The following is a 15,986-nucleotide window of genomic DNA, read 5'->3' on the forward strand; positions in this document are numbered from 1 at the left end:
TGGGAATTATGTCAAAAATTTTAGTTTTAGAAGATGAATTAACGATCCGTAGCTTTATTGTTTTAAATTTAAAACGTGCTGGATTTTATGTAATAGAAGCTACTACTGGAGAAGAAGCATTACAGATTTTGAGTGAGCAAACTGTTGATATAGCACTGCTGGATGTAATGTTACCGGGGATTGATGGTTTAGAAGTTTGTAAGGCTATCAGGAAAGAAAATAAAAAAATGGGTATTATTATGTTAACCGCACGTGTACAAGATGAAGATAAGGTGCAAGGACTAGGAATAGGTGCAGATGATTATATTGCAAAACCGTTTAGTCCAGTAGTATTAACTGCACGTATACAGTCTTTATTAAGAAGAATAGAAGTACATGAAGAAAAAACGAATATTGTTACGTCAGGTCCATTTTCGTTAAATATTATAGAAGAAAGATTGTATAAAGATGGACAATTAGTCGATTTAACACCTACAGAGTATATGATATTACAGTATTTAATGAATCAGGCTTCAAAGCCAGTTTCGCGTGATGAAATTTTAAATATGATTTGGGGAACCAATTACGTAGGTGAGACGAAAGTAGTAGATGTGAATATGAGACGGTTACGTCAAAAGATAGAATGTAATCCATCAGAACCTGAATTTATTCTTACGGTGTGGGGAAAAGGATATGTGTGGAAGGAAAGTATGAGATGAAACGGAAAGTGACTTTATATTTTATGACGGTCATTACACTTATGCTTGTATTATTTGAAGTTGTATTTTCAGTCTCAATTTATCGATACTATTATAATGGTATTGTGCAATATATAGAGTCTCATGCGAAAACGAGTACACGTTTTTTTTCAGAATACAATTCACTATACTTTATTCGATTACAAGAATATAGTGGTGACATAATTAGTAGCTTTCAATTAGAAGGAACAGAATTACAGTTAATTGATCGTCACGGCTCGGTTATACAATCTTCAAGTGGTGAAAAGGTAGAAGGTAAAGTGAATATTCCACAATCATTATTAGAAGGTGAAATGTATAATCAAGTTACTACGAAAGGTAATAAAAAACAACTAGAGGTGCTAAGCCCACTTATACATCAAGGACAAACTATTGGTGTTTTAAAATATACGACTGTTTTAACAAATGTAAATAAAAAGATTATTGAAATTATTACGTTTACTATTTCTGTAGGTATTGTTATTTCGGGAGTCGCCTTCTTAATTAGTAGACGTTTGGCAAATTCATTTGTTGAGCCAATTGAATCCATTATTCAAGCCTCTTCACAAATTGCAGAAGGCACATTAAAGCAAAAAATTAAAGAAGATTATCCTGGAGAATTAGGTGAATTGGCACATAGTTTAAATTATATGGCCTATAAAATAGATAAGGCTGAGCAGATGAAAAATGAATTCATTGCTTCTATTTCGCACGAAATACGAACGCCTTTAACAGGAATTAAAGGTTGGAGTGAGACGTTAAAAACAGTAGATCATTTAACAGAAGAAGAAATAAAGCAAGGTATGGGCATTATTTCAGGTGAGACAGATAGATTGATTCATTTAGTAGAAGAATTGCTAGATTTTTCAAGATTACAATCAAATCATTTTAATTTATATAAACAAAAGGTGCAGTTGTACGATATACTAGAGGAGACGATTTGGCAATTAACTCCTAAATCGGAAGAGAAGGAAATTCAATTTATTACTACTATAGACCGAATTGAATTGATGGGAGATCGAAATAGGTTAAAGCAAGTTTTCTTGAATATTGTTCAAAATGCAATTAAGTATTCACATAAAAAAAGTACAATACACATTGAAGCGACTAAAATAGAAGGACAAGCAGTGATTAAGGTAAGAGACGAAGGGATTGGAATTGCTAAAGAACATTTACCATATATTGAGCAATCATTTTACCAAATTAATAATCATGCTGCAGGTGCAGGTATTGGTTTAGCTATCGTTAAAAAAATGGTAGAGCTTCATGGCGGTGTGCTTAGTGTTACAAGCAAAGAAGGAATAGGAACAACAATTTTGATAAAACTCCCATTATAATACAAATAAAATCTATTTATATGGTGAAATAAAAATAAATAGATGTATAATTATATTGGGCGATTTATATATAAGATTAATAGGGAGAGGAATTCGATAGAATGGAAAAAGCTTTAAAAATTAAACAAATAGTAGTCGTTTTAATAGCGATTGCCGCAGTAGCTATTGGGTATTACATGTTTCAATCAATTACTTCACCAGCAAAAGCTGTTGCGAAACAAGAAAATGTAGTGCAGCTTGCAAGTGAACAGCCGAAAGTTGAAATGAATAAAACGGCACCAAGTCGTTTTAATGGAAAAGAAAGAAAAGTTGCTTATCTTACATTTGACGATGGGCCAGGGAAATATACGGCTGAATTATTAAATACGCTAAAACAACATGATGCGAAGGCGACGTTCTTTTTAATTGGAGCGAATGTAAAAGAATTTCCTGATTTAGTGAAACGTGAAAATGCTGAGGGTCATTATGTAGGCATGCATAGTATGACACATAATTTCGCAAAGTTATATAAAAATGGCGAGTATGTAAATGAGATGAAAGAAGATCAAGGTTTAATCGCTAATATTATTGGGAAATCACCTAAATTAACACGTCCTCCATATGGTTCGATGCCTGGATTGAATGAAGGTCTTCGAAATAAAGTGGTAGAAGGCGGATTTAAAGTATGGGATTGGACAATTGATTCATTAGATTGGAGATACAATAAAATGCCAGTTGATGCAGCTGCAGCACAAATTGCTCAAAACGTATTAACAAACGCAACAAAACCACAAGAAGTAATTTTAATGCATGATATTCACCCGCAATCAGTTGCTGCTGTGCCAGCAATTTTAAAGGGGCTAAAAGAAAAAGGTTATGAGTTTGAAGCTTATCATGAAGAGAGTCACTTCCCAGTGAACTTCTGGCATGATAACCGTATGTAATGGAGGAATGAACGTTGAAGTATGGAAAAGTAGCAGTAGTTGGAGCATTATCAGTAGGACTTTTAACAGGTTGTTTCGGTGAAAAGCCAGAAGAAAATCTATATACAGCTTTTGAAACAGCAGCAACACAAGAAAAATCTTTAGTGGATGAAGCAAAAAAATTAGAGCAGTTAGAGAAACAAGGGCAAGAATTATATGCTCAAATTTTGCAAGAAGGTAAAGATCATAATGAAGCAGTTGTGAAGAAAATAGAGCAAGCTACTGCAAATGTAGATGATCGTGAAAAAGTATTGAAAAGTGAGAAAGAAATGCTAGAAAAAGCACAGAAGGAAACGAAATCTGTTCAAAGTAATATAGAGAAGATTGAAGATAAGAAGTTACAAAAACAAGCAAAAGCAGTAGAAGAGTCGTATAAGAATCGTTATGATGCATTCCAAAAGATGAATGAAAATTACACGAAAGTGTTAGCAACTGAAAAAGAACTGTATGAAAAATTAAAAGTAAAAGAAACGAAATTAAAAGAAATCGGTGAAAAAGTTAAAACTGTTAATGAATTAAATGTGGAAGCACAAAAGTCGAAAGAGCAGTTTAACAAATTTACAAAAGAGTATAATGACAGTAAATTAGCATTCTACAAAGGTGCAGAAATTAAGATTAAAGATCAGAAATAAAGAAGAATCTAAAGTGTAATAAAAAGCCGGAGAAACATCGTTATAAATGTTTTTTCGGTTTTTTACGTTAAATGAATAGAAAAGACTGGAATTGATATCATAAAAGAGTTATAGTGAGTTATTCTAAGGGAAACATTGTAAAGTAAGGAGAATAGGAATATGTCATATGAATTTTTACTCAAATTAGGTTTAGCACTCTTTTTAGGATTATTCATCGGGATAGATAGGCAGCTAAAGAATAAACCACTTGGTGTGAAAACAAGTATGGTTATTTCTGTAGCAAGTTGTTTAATTACGATGGTTTCAATTGAATCTGTGCATGTATATTCTGTTCCAGGACATACAAATATGGATCCGATGCGACTGGCCGCTCAAATTGTTAGTGGAATTGGTTTTCTTGGCGCAGGTGTCATTTTACGAAGAAGTAATGACGTTATTTCTGGATTAACAACAGCTTCTATGGTGTGGGCTGCTTCAGCTTTAGGAATCGCAATTGGTGCGGGATTTTATTTACAAGCGACAGTTGCTATGGTTTTAATTATTTTAGCGATTAATGTACTTCCGCAACTTGTGAAAATTGCAGGACCGTATTCATTAAGACAAAAGGATTTATCTATAAAAATTACTGTTAAAGAGCATCATGAGTTAGATGGTATATTTAAGCAAATTAAAAATTTAGGCATGCATGTGAAACGCGTGAAAATTAAAGATATAGATAGTGGAGCATTTCAGCAACTAGAGATGGTTATTTTAGCTCCAGAAGATTTATATACAACAGAATTATATAGTTCCCTGAAAGAGATTGATCGAGTAGTTTCAGTTGAAGTGGAAAGTAGATAATTGTGATAAAAAAGAGTGAAGTTGAAGTGACCCCTAAAAGTTAGACACGGTTATTTCATTAGGCAGCTTGATAAAAGTGAGTCCGGTATTGTACCGGGCTCATTTTTAATTTTGCCTTAATCCGTTTCGTATTATAATAATCTATATATTTTTCTAATTCTATTTTAAAGTGCTCTACATTTTCAAATTCTTTTATGTAGAGGAACTCCGACTTCATAATCCCAAAGAAATTTTCTATTACTGCGTTGTCGTAACAGTTGCCTTTTCGAGACATACTCTGGACGATAGCTCTTGATTCAAGTGTCCGGACGTACTGTCTCATTTGATAATGCCATCCTTGATCCGAATGCATCAGTAGCTGGTGGGTTTCAGGTAAACGTTCCAATGCTTTCTCTAACATGTCTGAAACAAGCGAATACGTCGGTCTAGAACCAATTGTATAGGTAATAATTTCACCATTATACAAATCTAATACAGGTGATACATACAGTTTTTCTCCAAACAATTTAAACTCTGTGATGTCTGTTACCCACTTTTGATTCGGTGCATCTGTATGAAAATTACGCTCTAAAATATTAGGTGCAATTCTACCGACTTTTCCTTTATAGGATTTATATTTCTTCATACGCACAACACACTTTAACCCAAGCTCTTTCATAATGCGCTGAACCTTCTTGTGGTTCACTTTCTGGCCACGATTCGTTAATTCATCACGAATGCGACGATAACCATAACGACCTTCATTTTCCTCATAAATCGCTTTAATCTCGGCTTTCAAATCGGCATCTACATCTGGACGATTCATTTTCTTTACTAAATCATAATACGTGCTTCGAGGAATAGTAGCTAGCTCCACGAGTGCCTTCACCGAATATTTATGCCTTAATTCATAGACTACTTGCGCTTTGTCTTGTTTTGTGATTTTTCCTTGTTTTGAACTAAGGCATTTAACTTTTTTAAGTACTCATTTTCCATCTCAAGCTGTTTAATGCGTGCTTCAAGTGCTTCGACTGATCCTTCAGCTAAAGGTTGTTTTACTTGTTTATTTGAATCTTTTTTCATGGATGGACGCCCCTTTTTCTTAGATTGAAGGGCATCAATTCCTTGTGTTTCGAGCTGTTTTTTCCAAACAGAAATCGTTGAAGGGGCAGGAATATTAAAGATAGCTGCCGTCTCAAATAAGGACATACCGTTTTCAATCATAAAGTTTAGTACGTCTAGTTTAAATTGTTGTGTGTAATTTGTACATCGTTTTAGAAAAGCTTCCAGACCATTCTGTTTATATTGGTTTACCCAATTCAAAATGATTGTGTCACTTATACCGAGCGATCTACCCATTTCTCGATAACTTTCATTTCCGTTCAAATAACGTAGAACGATTTGTATTTTTTCATCAGCTGTAAATTTAGCCATAGAAAAACTGCACCCCAATTGTTAGACTGTGTCTAACAATTGGGGTGCAGTTCAATGCATGGTGCTCTTTTTTATTTTATTTTTTTCATCTCTGCATAACATTTTCAACCCTGTTCATACTATTTTTGTAACTTAAAGTTACAAACTATTTCTGTAAGCGGAGCGTTTCTTTTGTACAACAAGCAGTTAGTTTTATTAACTAGCTGCTTTGTTGTGCAAAAGAAAGATCTGCACATGTATTAAGAACATACATAAAATATCATGTGGTATTCTTTTTCAATTTTAGTTTTGGTCATGGAGCGCCTTAAAAAGCGCTCTTTATATTTGCAAATAACCATTTCGTTCAAACATACACACGATTTATATAAACTAAGCATATATTTACATAGACAAGACATAGCTTTTACTATACATGCACAATTTTTGTGCATGTTTTTTTGTTCAACACAATAACTATTTTGTACATTCCTTGCACCTTTAAATGAGGCAATCATATGTTGTAGTATTATGTTTCATCGCTTATAGGAGCCTCCTTTTTTCAAGAGTACATATTTGATATGTGCTCTTTTTTCATTCTCCTATACGAATAATCTTTTTTACATTACACAAACTATCCTCAAGTCAACTTCCCATGACTACACTCTTTAAAAATGGAGCTTTACCCCTCCGGACTTTTTAGGCACACGGCAGGTAACTTAGTCAATTACCTGCCATTTTCTATTCAAATAACGCATTTGTTTAATGAAAATCAATTAACTATAATTTGAAAAATCGGAAACATTTACTCAATGATTTTTCTGAATACTCATACTATTATTTATGTGCTGATGTTCACCATCCCAAGAACTCAGTAATATCATCCACAGACTCCACTCTCACCCTTTTGAGAGTGGAGCCTTTATTTATAAGGATTATCCTCAATATTTATTTTTATAAAATTCAAATTTGGTCTTAATATCCGTTATCTTGGCGCTGGTGGTTCACTTCATTCTTTTTGTAATAACCTTGCTCAATCTCTTCAAATGTGATTCCTAATTTCTTACCTAAACCTAAGAACGAGTACAATAATTCCTCATAAAGCTCAATGTCTTGAGTTGCACGAAATTCCGATACAAGCTTCATATACATTGTTAAATTGATTTACTAGCGTACTTGCGGTATAGACGTTTGCATTATGTTCTAATAACTTCAGGCTATATTCATTAGGATTAAATCCGATGCCATTCCCTAATGAAGATATAAAATGAAATCCATCTACATACTCCATTAAAATAACTTCTTTTTCACTAGGTCCTTTATTGTTCCAATGCTTAAAGCATCTTGTTTCATTTGCAAGTTCTCCAATTTCAACCTGTAATGCAAGAATCATATTGTAAAATAAATTTTGCCCTTCTAATCCATGCTCCTCAATGATTCTTGTATCTAACACCTTTTGCATTCTGAATATTTTAGTTAAATTCATTTTGCTTTCCCCTTCCTATTTAGCAAATCCCTAATCCTATCGGACGATTTTTAATTAAATACTTATCAGCCTGATCTATTACAAGGATAGCAACCTCAGCTTGATGTCTCCTTAACGCTTTTGCCATCTTTGGTAAACTCATGCCTTGACTCCACATTTCACGAAAACGAATTACATCTCTTTCATCCCAAATGAAGTTAGCTTCTTCTAAAGCGATGTATACCTTCAACCGTGATTCCTTCATCGCTTCATGATTTCTCGCTACACTCATAAGCGAACCTACTTTCTTAAAATGATTATTTTATCTTTTCAGTAAACTTAGTATCTACACGATCAACTTTACCGTTTATCCAAACAGCAACTTGCTCACCAAAACCACTCTCCGGTGGATTGAATGCTGTAACATTTCCATCCTTTACTATTAAAAGCTTGTTATTACTAACATCAATTTCTACTTTTTTCATATGTCCATCTCCCTCGTAGAATATAGTTTAGATCAGTATTTCTGCTTTCTAATTACCCTGATTTTAAAAAAAATANGTGATGTCTGTTACCCACTTTTGATTCGGTGCATCTGTATGAAAATTACGCTCTAAAATATTAGGTGCAATTCTACCGACTTTTCCTTTATAGGATTTATATTTCTTCATACGCACAACACACTTTAACCCAAGCTCTTTCATAATGCGCTGAACCTTCTTGTGGTTCACTTTCTGGCCACGATTCGTTAATTCATCACGAATGCGACGATAACCATAACGACCTTCATTTTCCTCATAAATCGCTTTAATCTCGGCTTTCAAATCGGCATCTACATCTGGACGATTCATTTTCTTTACTAAATCATAATACGTGCTTCGAGGAATAGTAGCTAGCTCCACGAGTGCCTTCACCGAATATTTATGCCTTAATTCATAGACTACTTGCGCTTTGTCTTGTTTTGTGATTTTTCCTTGTTTTGAACTAAGGCATTTAACTTTTTTAAGTACTCATTTTCCATCTCAAGCTGTTTAATGCGTGCTTCAAGTGCTTCGACTGATCCTTCAGCTAAAGGTTGTTTTACTTGTTTATTTGAATCTTTTTTCATGGATGGACGCCCCTTTTTCTTAGATTGAAGGGCATCAATTCCTTGTGTTTCGAGCTGTTTTTTCCAAACAGAAATCGTTGAAGGGGCAGGAATATTAAAGATAGCTGCCGTCTCAAATAAGGACATACCGTTTTCAATCATAAAGTTTAGTACGTCTAGTTTAAATTGTTGTGTGTAATTTGTACATCGTTTTAGAAAAGCTTCCAGACCATTCTGTTTATATTGGTTTACCCAATTCAAAATGATTGTGTCACTTATACCGAGCGATCTACCCATTTCTCGATAACTTTCATTTCCGTTCAAATAACGTAGAACGATTTGTATTTTTTCATCAGCTGTAAATTTAGCCATAGAAAAACTGCACCCCAATTGTTAGACTGTGTCTAACAATTGGGGTGCAGTTCAAGTGAATTCACTCTTTTTTATTTGGATTTTTAAGGAATGAAATTGATATAATGATGAGTAATAAAGGGGGAGAAATGATGGGAATACATATTAGAAGAGCAATAAAGGATGATATACAAGGTATAGCAAAGGTGCATGTCGATAGTTGGAAAGCAACGTATAAAGGGATATTTGCTGACGAAATTCTAGATAATATAGCATATGAGAAACGAGAAAAACAATGGGAAGATATTTTTCAAAAAGAAGGTAATCATCAATTTAGATTTGTAGCAGAGAATTTAAATGGAGAAATAGTTGGATTCATCGATGGGGGGATAGAAAGAACTGATACATATAATTGTGATGGAGAATTATATGCAATCTACCTTTTACAAGAGTATCAAGGAATGAAAATAGGACAAAAGTTATTTCAAGCGTTACTATCAGAATGTGTAAAGAATGATATGCAATCACTTTTAGTTTGGGTTGTTACGAATAATCCTTCTAAAAAGTTTTATGAAAAATTTAACCCAGAAAAAATTGATACAAAATTTTTAGAGCGATTACAGGTAGAAGAGACAGCATATTGCTGGAGAGATATAAATAATATTATTATGTAAACTTTATGTTTGAAAGAGGTATACCAATTAAGGTATACCTCTTTTGTTTAACCATTTTGGATAGATTACTAATGAAAAATAGTAAGTATGTAGTTTGAAGCTGAGTATTTTTTTGTGTATTTTTAACTAGATTAAAGAAAAGGGAGAAAACAAGGAAAATTAAATCAGATAAAAAAATTCTGAAATATACTCTTGAATTGAATATCATTATCAATTAGAATCGTAATTGATAACGATGTTCAATTATCGTTTATTATATAAAATTTCGATAGCTTTAATATAAAGAGGAGGACCAGTATGCAGCATGCGAAACAAATCGCAGAACATGCAACATTACAAAGCTTTTTAAACTGTTATTTAAGAGAAACAGGGAGTGGAGAATGGATTACAGAGGATGAAAGAATGAAGAGTATCTTCAGTAATACGTTGAATAGAGATACAGTCCCCACATATTTATGTTGTCGGCTATCGGCACAGAACGTTACTTTGTATGGAGAAGTTATATATAAATCATCAACAGATCGCCATTTGTTTGGAGAACAATTTTATTATCAAATTGGAGATAGTCATTCTGTTATTACAGCAGATTATGTTACAGTTATTACATTTTTAATAAAAGAGATGTCTATCAACTACGGAGAAGGAACGAATCCTGCGGAACTTATGCTTCGAGTTATCCGTAGTTGTCAAAATATTGAGGAATTTACAAAAGAGAGAATAGAAGATACATCCGCATTATACGGTTTCCATACAACTTTTATAGAAGCGGAGCAGTCTTTATTATTTGGGCATTTAACTCATCCTACACCAAAGAGTAGACAGGGGATATTGGATTGGAAAAGTGCAATGTATTCTCCAGAATTAAAAGGAGAATGTCAGCTTCATTATTTTCGAGCACATAAAAGTATAGTAAATGAAAAATCATTATTATCAGATTCTACAACAATGATTATAAAAGAAGAATTAAGTAATGATGAGATGGTTAGTAAGGAATTTATAGCGAAGTACTGTAAGGAAGATCAATATGCATTAATTCCAATTCATCCGCTTCAGGCAGAATGGCTCTTGCATCAAGCTTACGTACAAGATTGGATAATTCAAGAATTGCTTGAGTATATTGGTCCTGTAGGTAAGTATTATATGGCAACATCATCACTAAGGACGCTATATCATCCCAATTCGAAGTATATGCTTAAGTTTTCATTTCCGGTGAAAGTAACGAATTCAATGCGTATTAATAAACTGAAAGAACTTGAGAGTGGTCTTGAAGGGAAGGAAATGTTAAATACGGCTATTGGTGAAGTACGAGAAAGATTTCCAGGATTTGATTTTATTTGTGATCCAGCCTTTATTACATTAAATTATGGAACACAAGAATCTGGATTTGAAGTGATTATTCGTGAGAACCCTTTTTATAGTGAACATGCAAACGACGCAACATTAATTGCTGGGCTAGTTCAAGACGCTATACCTGGGGAGCGTACGCGGTTATCGAATATTATTCATCGCCTAGCAGATTTAGAAAGTAAAAGCTGTGAAGAAGTAAGCTTAGAGTGGTTTAGACGATATATGAATATTTCTTTAAAGCCAATGGTATGGATGTATTTACAGTATGGTGTTGCATTAGAAGCTCATCAGCAAAATAGCGTTGTTCAGCTAAAAGATGGTTATCCGATCAAATATTATTTCCGTGATAATCAAGGATTTTATTTCTGTAATTCAATGAAAGAGATGCTTAATAATGAATTAGCTGGTATTGGAGAACGTACTGGAAATTTATATGACGACTATATTGTGGATGAGAGATTTCGTTACTACTTAATTTTCAATCATATGTTTGGCCTCATTAATGGTTTTGGCACAGCAGGATTAATTAAGGAGGAAATTCTTCTCTCGGAATTAAGGTCTGTACTTGAATCATTTCTTCCATATAACCGGGAACCTTCTACATTTTTAAGAGAATTATTGGACGAAGATAAGTTAGCGTGTAAAGCAAATTTACTAACGAGATTTTTCGATGTCGATGAGTTAAGTAATCCATTGGAGCAAGCTATTTATGTGCAAGTACATAATCCACTCGTTAGAGAAGTGGCTGTTCGTTCATAAATAACGTTAAAATTTCACGTAATACAAATAATGGTATTTTGTCATAAGGTGGAGGGTTTTATGAGAGTGGACATGTATCATACGAAAGTATTGAAGGCGCTCGAATCAGAAGATTACATTTCAGTACGAAGAAGAGTGCTACGTCAATTAGTAGAATCGTTAATTTATGAGGGGATTATTACACCGGTTCGCATAGAAAAAGAAGAACAACTTCTTTTTCTAATACAAGGACTTGATGAAGAAGACAAAAGTGTCACGTACAAATGCTATGGCAAGGAACGGATGACATTTGGACGTATTTCGTTAGACTCATTAATAGTAAGAGTTCAAGATGAACAGCAAGAAATACAGTCTGTCTCGCAATTTCTAGAAGAAGTTTTTCGGGTTACTAGTGTAGAACAAGCTAAATTAGATTCTTTTATGCACGAATTAGAACAAACAATATTTAAAGACACGATTGCACAATATGAAAGAAATAATAAGAGAGAATATACTCAAAAATCTTACGATGAGTTTGAAAGCCAATTAATAGATGGCCATCCATATCATCCTAGTTATAAAGCACGTGTTGGATTTCAATATCGTGACAATTTTCAATATGGTTATGAATTTATGCAGCCAATAAAACTCATATGGATTGCAGCACATAAGAATTATGCGACTGTAGGTTATGAGAATGAAGTGATGTATAACAACCTTTTAAAAGAGGAGATTGGCGATCGTAAATTAGAAGAGTTTATGGAACGAATTCGTAATAAGGGATGTAATCCAAAACAGTACGTGTTTATACCTGTTCACCCATGGCAGTGGGAGAATTTCATCATTTCAAATTATGCGGATCATATACAGGGTAAATTTATTATTTATTTAGGAACATCAGAGGACGATTATTGCGCGCAACAGTCAATGAGAACGTTAAGAAATATTACGAGTCCAAAGAAACCGTACGTTAAATTATCGATGAATTTACTCAACACTTCAACACTTCGTACGCTGAAACCATACTCTGTTGTGAGTGCACCAGTAATATCAAATTGGTTAAATGATGTTGTAAGTAATGACGCCTATTTAATGGATGAAGCACGTTTAATCTTGTTAAGTGAGTTTTCAAGTGTAACGTATGACACGAATAAGAAAGCTATATATGGTTCATTAGGATGTATTTGGCGCGAAAGCGTTCATAAGTATTTAGATGCACAAGAGGATGCAATTCCTTTTAATGGTTTATACGCTAAAGAGAAAGATGGTACACCAATTATTGATGTGTGGTTGAATAAATATGGAATGAAGGATTGGCTACAATTACTTATTCAAAAAGCGATAATACCAGTTATACATCTTGTTGTAGAGCATGGCATCGCACTGGAATCACATGGACAAAATATGATTCTAGTCCATAAAGAAGGGGTGCCTGTTCGTATTGCGTTAAAGGATTTTCATGAAGGGCTTGAGTTTTATCGTCCATATTTGAAAGAAGTTGACAAATGTCCCGACTTTACTAAAATGCATAAAACATATGCGAATGGAAAAATGAATGATTTCTTTGAAATGGATGGCATTGAATGTTTGCAAGAGATGGTGTTAGATGCACTATTCCTGTTTAATTTAGGAGAATTAGCATTCGTACTTGCGGATGAATATGGATTGAAAGAAGAACATTTTTGGATGATGGTTGTTGAAGAAATTGAAGATCATTTAAGAATATATCCACATTTGAAAGGTAGATTTGAAAATATTCAATTATATGCACCTACATTCTATGCTGAACAATTAACGAAACGTCGATTATATATGGATGTGGAATCGCTTGTTCATGAAGTTCCAAATCCATTGTATAGAGTAAGAAAACTTATGAAACAAAAATCAATTGTTACAGGGGGAAATTATGCTAATCGTTAATAAACAAGAGTATAGCAAAAGTAATTTTAATTTGAGATTACAAGTTTATGAGGAAATGGAACAATTTCAAGAAGCAGAAGGAAATAGATTTGCACTTTGTCTGAAAGATCCATTCGATATTATTACGCTTGTGTTTTTCTTAAAAGAAAAGAAATCATCAGTATTACTTATACATGAAGATACGCCAAAAGAAACGGCTATTGAAATGGCAAAGCGTGCAAATTGTGTAGGAGTTTTATATGGAGAATATGGCGATTTTACAAAATTAGAAGTAGGGAACTTTTTACTAGAAGAGCCTTCTTTATTGCAATATAGTTCGGGAACTACGGGAGAACCGAAACTAATTCGTAGAGCATGGACGGAAGTTGATACAGAAATTACTGCCTATAATGAAGCTTTAAACTGTGAAGTAGATGAAGTGCCAATCGTTATGGCTCCTGTTTCACATTCATACGGACTAATATGTGGTACGTTATCAGCAATTACGAGGGGGAGCAAACCTGTAATCATTACGAACAAAAATCCTAAATTCGCATTAAATATAGTTCGCAATACAGAAAAACATATCATATATGCAGTACCACTTATGTTACACATTATGGGGAGTTTTCCATTAGGAACGTTCCAGTTTCATAAAATTATGACATCAGGATCGCCTTTGCCAGAAGCACTATTTTATAAACTAAAAGAAATGACAACATATATGATGCAGCAATACGGTTGTTCTGAAGCAGGTTGTATTAGTATATGTCATGATATGAAAAGCCATTTAGATTTAGGAAACCCTCTACCTCATGCAAGTATTAGCATAGGTTCAGATGAAAATGCACCGGAAGAAATTGTCGTGAAAATGAATGATAAGGAAATTTTCACGAAAGATTTAGGTTATAAATCTGAGCGTGGCATTCATTTTATGGGACGTATGGACGATGTAATTAATGTTTCAGGATTAAAAGTCTTTCCTATAGAGGTAGAAGAAACGATGCTTCGATTGGAAGGTGTGCAAGAGGCAATTGTATATCGAGGGAAACATCCTGTGATGGGCGAAATAGTTAAAGTGAAAGTGATCTCTCATGTTGATCCAGTGAAAATAAGAGAATGGTGTATTCAGCACTTACCTTCTTATAAAGTTCCGTATGAAATTGAAAGTGTAAATGAAATTCCTAAAAATAAAACTGGAAAAGTAAGTAGAAAGTTACTAGAGATGGGAGAGGTTACAACATGAGACGGGAAGCGTTAAAGAATGCCGTGTTAAAAATTATGATAGAAAAAATGGAACTGAAAAATGTAACGCATTTAGAAGAAACGATGCGCTTAAATCAAGATTTATATATAGATTCGGTAATGATGTTACAGCTTATTGTATACATAGAAATGGATGTAAAGCTATGCGTTCCAGAGGATGAGGTAGATCCAAAGGCATTTCTTACTGTAGGATCTTTGCTTGATTTTATGGAGGAGTTAGAGCCGTTACAGGAAGTAAATGTGAATAACTAACCTTTAGGAAAGTGGATGAGAGTATGACTTCAATTAAAGTGCACTGTTTAGTGAGTTGTTTTTGTGAAATTATAAAAAGGCGTAGCGACATTGATTTTCGTCCATTTTATTTTGGACTATGGGATGGAGATTTTGATATAACAGAAGGCGGAATTATTTCATATCACTCTGAAAACATTAACCATGATCATTATTTACTTTGGTTTGAAAAATTGTACGGTATTAAAGTAAACGAATGGTATGATCATGCAAAAGATAAAGATAGCAATGTAGAAACGTTTTTAGAATTAGTAGAAAACAAGCCGGAAAATCGTTATGTCATTGTAATGGTTGATATGTCTCTATTACCAGAGAGGGAAAATAAATTTCATCAAAAACCGTTTCCACATTATTTAATGATATCAAAAACAGAGAAAGAAGAAGAGTGGTTCATGCTAGATCCTGATTTTCGTTGGGAAGGAAATATGGAAAGAGAAAAAGTACTTCACTCTATTCAAGATAACCCATTTGGTGGAGGGTATTTCATTGATATAGAAGGAATTGGGGAGCCAACGCAAGAAACAGTAGCTAGTTATTTCACAGAAACATTCAAAAAGAACGACAATGAACTGACTATGGAACTGAAAAAATTAATTGTAAAAATGGCAAAAGAGGAAGAAGGATATGCGCTTTCTGGACTTGTAGCAGCAGTAAAACAAATACCAGTACTTGCAATTCGTAAATATAGTTATGAGCATGCCTTTGCATACTTCCGTGAAACGTTGCAATATTCGGAGCAAGAATTTGATTATTGGTGTGATCGGGTAGAGGATATTGTACAAGGATTTACAAATGTACAGTATCGTGCAATTAAAATGGCAATGACGAATAATAAAGGTATGCTAGTATCGATTATTGAAAAACTGGATGAAATGAATGCAATTGAACTGCAGATTAAGAAGGAATTAGAGAGACAGTTTCTATCATGGAAAGGTATGAAAACAAATCAATCTGTCGCAACTCTTTAATAAGCTAACTGAATTTAAGATAGG

The 15,986-nt window shown here is 33.7% G+C and carries 14 protein-coding genes and 2 pseudogenes; 11 read left to right on the forward strand and 5 right to left on the reverse strand.

Annotated features, from left to right (window positions below; translation table 11 throughout):
• The first annotated feature begins 8 nt into the window (after positions 1–8).
• The 5 genes from V6946_RS09950 (at position 9) to V6946_RS09970 (ending at position 4,487) form a co-directional block, all read left to right on the forward strand.
• The gene (locus V6946_RS09950) at positions 9–698 is read left to right on the forward strand and encodes a response regulator transcription factor (protein WP_000036071.1); all 690 of its coding nucleotides are present in this window, start codon (positions 9–11) and stop codon (positions 696–698) included.
• Positions 695–2,053 carry a cell wall metabolism sensor histidine kinase WalK gene (locus V6946_RS09955; RefSeq protein ID WP_000824532.1) on the forward strand — a complete coding sequence of 453 codons (1,359 nt, stop codon included), beginning with the start codon at positions 695–697 and terminating at the stop codon, positions 2,051–2,053. The genes V6946_RS09950 and V6946_RS09955 overlap by 4 nt, the downstream gene beginning before the upstream one ends.
• A gap of 101 nt (positions 2,054–2,154) precedes the next feature.
• Positions 2,155–2,976 (forward strand): peptidoglycan-N-acetylglucosamine deacetylase, encoded by an 822-nt coding sequence (locus V6946_RS09960; protein WP_000409484.1) that lies wholly within the window; start codon positions 2,155–2,157, stop codon positions 2,974–2,976.
• Between the two features lie 14 nt (positions 2,977–2,990).
• A complete protein-coding gene (locus tag V6946_RS09965) occupies positions 2,991–3,647 on the forward strand; it encodes a YkyA family protein (protein WP_000873566.1) in 657 nt (218 codons plus the stop codon).
• 159 nt (positions 3,648–3,806) lie between these two features.
• Positions 3,807–4,487, forward strand: coding sequence for an MgtC/SapB family protein (locus V6946_RS09970; protein WP_000119510.1), 681 nt, complete (start codon positions 3,807–3,809; stop codon positions 4,485–4,487).
• Positions 4,488–4,545: 58 nt separating this feature from the next.
• Here the strand turns inward: V6946_RS09970 and V6946_RS09975 are convergent.
• The 5 genes and pseudogenes from V6946_RS09975 to V6946_RS09995 form a co-directional block, all read right to left on the reverse strand.
• A protein-coding gene (locus V6946_RS09975) for an IS3 family transposase (protein ID WP_085961003.1) occupies positions 4,546–5,900 on the reverse strand; the annotation gives its coding sequence in 2 pieces (ribosomal slippage) (positions 4,546–5,447 and positions 5,447–5,900; 1,356 coding nt in all).
• A 951-nt stretch (positions 5,901–6,851) separates the two neighbouring features.
• Positions 6,852–7,362 (reverse strand): annotated as a pseudogene (locus tag V6946_RS09980) (dUTP diphosphatase).
• Positions 7,363–7,381: 19 nt separating this feature from the next.
• Positions 7,382–7,633 (reverse strand): hypothetical protein, encoded by a 252-nt coding sequence (locus tag V6946_RS09985; protein ID WP_006923989.1) that lies wholly within the window; start codon positions 7,631–7,633, stop codon positions 7,382–7,384.
• Between the two features lie 25 nt (positions 7,634–7,658).
• Positions 7,659–7,826, reverse strand: a complete 168-nt coding sequence (locus tag V6946_RS09990; RefSeq protein WP_006923988.1) for a DUF3954 domain-containing protein — start codon at positions 7,824–7,826, stop codon at positions 7,659–7,661.
• Positions 7,827–7,895: 69 nt separating this feature from the next.
• A pseudogene (locus tag V6946_RS09995) lies at positions 7,896–8,800 on the reverse strand (IS3 family transposase); the annotation flags it as partial.
• Between the two features lie 131 nt (positions 8,801–8,931).
• Between V6946_RS09995 and V6946_RS10000 the strand changes: the two are divergent.
• The 6 genes from V6946_RS10000 (at position 8,932) to V6946_RS10025 (ending at position 15,962) form a co-directional block, all read left to right on the forward strand.
• On the forward strand, positions 8,932–9,453 hold the full coding sequence (locus tag V6946_RS10000) for a GNAT family N-acetyltransferase (protein ID WP_136363314.1): 522 nt from the start codon (positions 8,932–8,934) through the stop codon (positions 9,451–9,453).
• Between the two features lie 297 nt (positions 9,454–9,750).
• Positions 9,751–11,559: an IucA/IucC family siderophore biosynthesis protein gene (locus V6946_RS10005; protein WP_006917215.1), complete on the forward strand. Its 1,809-nt coding sequence runs from the start codon at positions 9,751–9,753 to the stop codon at positions 11,557–11,559.
• A 60-nt stretch (positions 11,560–11,619) separates the two neighbouring features.
• Positions 11,620–13,458: an IucA/IucC family siderophore biosynthesis protein gene (locus tag V6946_RS10010; RefSeq protein WP_006917213.1), complete on the forward strand. Its 1,839-nt coding sequence runs from the start codon at positions 11,620–11,622 to the stop codon at positions 13,456–13,458.
• Positions 13,445–14,683, forward strand: a complete 1,239-nt coding sequence (locus V6946_RS10015; protein WP_006917212.1) for an AMP-binding protein — start codon at positions 13,445–13,447, stop codon at positions 14,681–14,683. The genes V6946_RS10010 and V6946_RS10015 overlap by 14 nt, the downstream gene beginning before the upstream one ends.
• Positions 14,680–14,955 (forward strand): petrobactin biosynthesis protein AsbD, encoded by a 276-nt coding sequence (gene asbD / locus V6946_RS10020; RefSeq protein WP_001250560.1) that lies wholly within the window; start codon positions 14,680–14,682, stop codon positions 14,953–14,955. Before V6946_RS10015 ends, asbD begins: the two co-directional genes overlap by 4 nt.
• 23 nt (positions 14,956–14,978) lie before the next feature.
• Positions 14,979–15,962, forward strand: a complete 984-nt coding sequence (locus V6946_RS10025; RefSeq protein WP_366982348.1) for a DUF6005 family protein — start codon at positions 14,979–14,981, stop codon at positions 15,960–15,962.
• The last annotated feature ends 24 nt before the right edge of the window (positions 15,963–15,986 follow it).

The sequence above is a fragment of the Bacillus sp. PPSBB_2 genome (assembly GCF_045291115.1).
Lineage (GTDB): Bacteria > Bacillota > Bacilli > Bacillales > Bacillaceae_G > Bacillus_A > Bacillus_A cereus.

Coding starts and splice junctions, on each gene's coding strand:
- V6946_RS09990 (WP_006923988.1), bottom strand. CDS start 7,826: ATGAAAAAAGTAGAAATTGATGTTAGTAATAACAAGCTTTTAATAGTA.
- V6946_RS09985 (WP_006923989.1), bottom strand. CDS start 7,633: ATGAGTGTAGCGAGAAATCATGAAGCGATGAAGGAATCACGGTTGAAG.
- V6946_RS10015 (WP_006917212.1), top strand. CDS start 13,445: ATGCTAATCGTTAATAAACAAGAGTATAGCAAAAGTAATTTTAATTTG.
- V6946_RS09970 (WP_000119510.1), top strand. CDS start 3,807: ATGTCATATGAATTTTTACTCAAATTAGGTTTAGCACTCTTTTTAGGA.
- V6946_RS10025 (WP_366982348.1), top strand. CDS start 14,979: ATGACTTCAATTAAAGTGCACTGTTTAGTGAGTTGTTTTTGTGAAATT.
- V6946_RS10005 (WP_006917215.1), top strand. CDS start 9,751: ATGCAGCATGCGAAACAAATCGCAGAACATGCAACATTACAAAGCTTT.
- V6946_RS09955 (WP_000824532.1), top strand. CDS start 695: ATGAAACGGAAAGTGACTTTATATTTTATGACGGTCATTACACTTATG.
- V6946_RS09950 (WP_000036071.1), top strand. CDS start 9: ATGTCAAAAATTTTAGTTTTAGAAGATGAATTAACGATCCGTAGCTTT.
- V6946_RS10010 (WP_006917213.1), top strand. CDS start 11,620: ATGAGAGTGGACATGTATCATACGAAAGTATTGAAGGCGCTCGAATCA.
- asbD (WP_001250560.1), top strand. CDS start 14,680: ATGAGACGGGAAGCGTTAAAGAATGCCGTGTTAAAAATTATGATAGAA.
- V6946_RS10000 (WP_136363314.1), top strand. CDS start 8,932: ATGGGAATACATATTAGAAGAGCAATAAAGGATGATATACAAGGTATA.
- V6946_RS09960 (WP_000409484.1), top strand. CDS start 2,155: ATGGAAAAAGCTTTAAAAATTAAACAAATAGTAGTCGTTTTAATAGCG.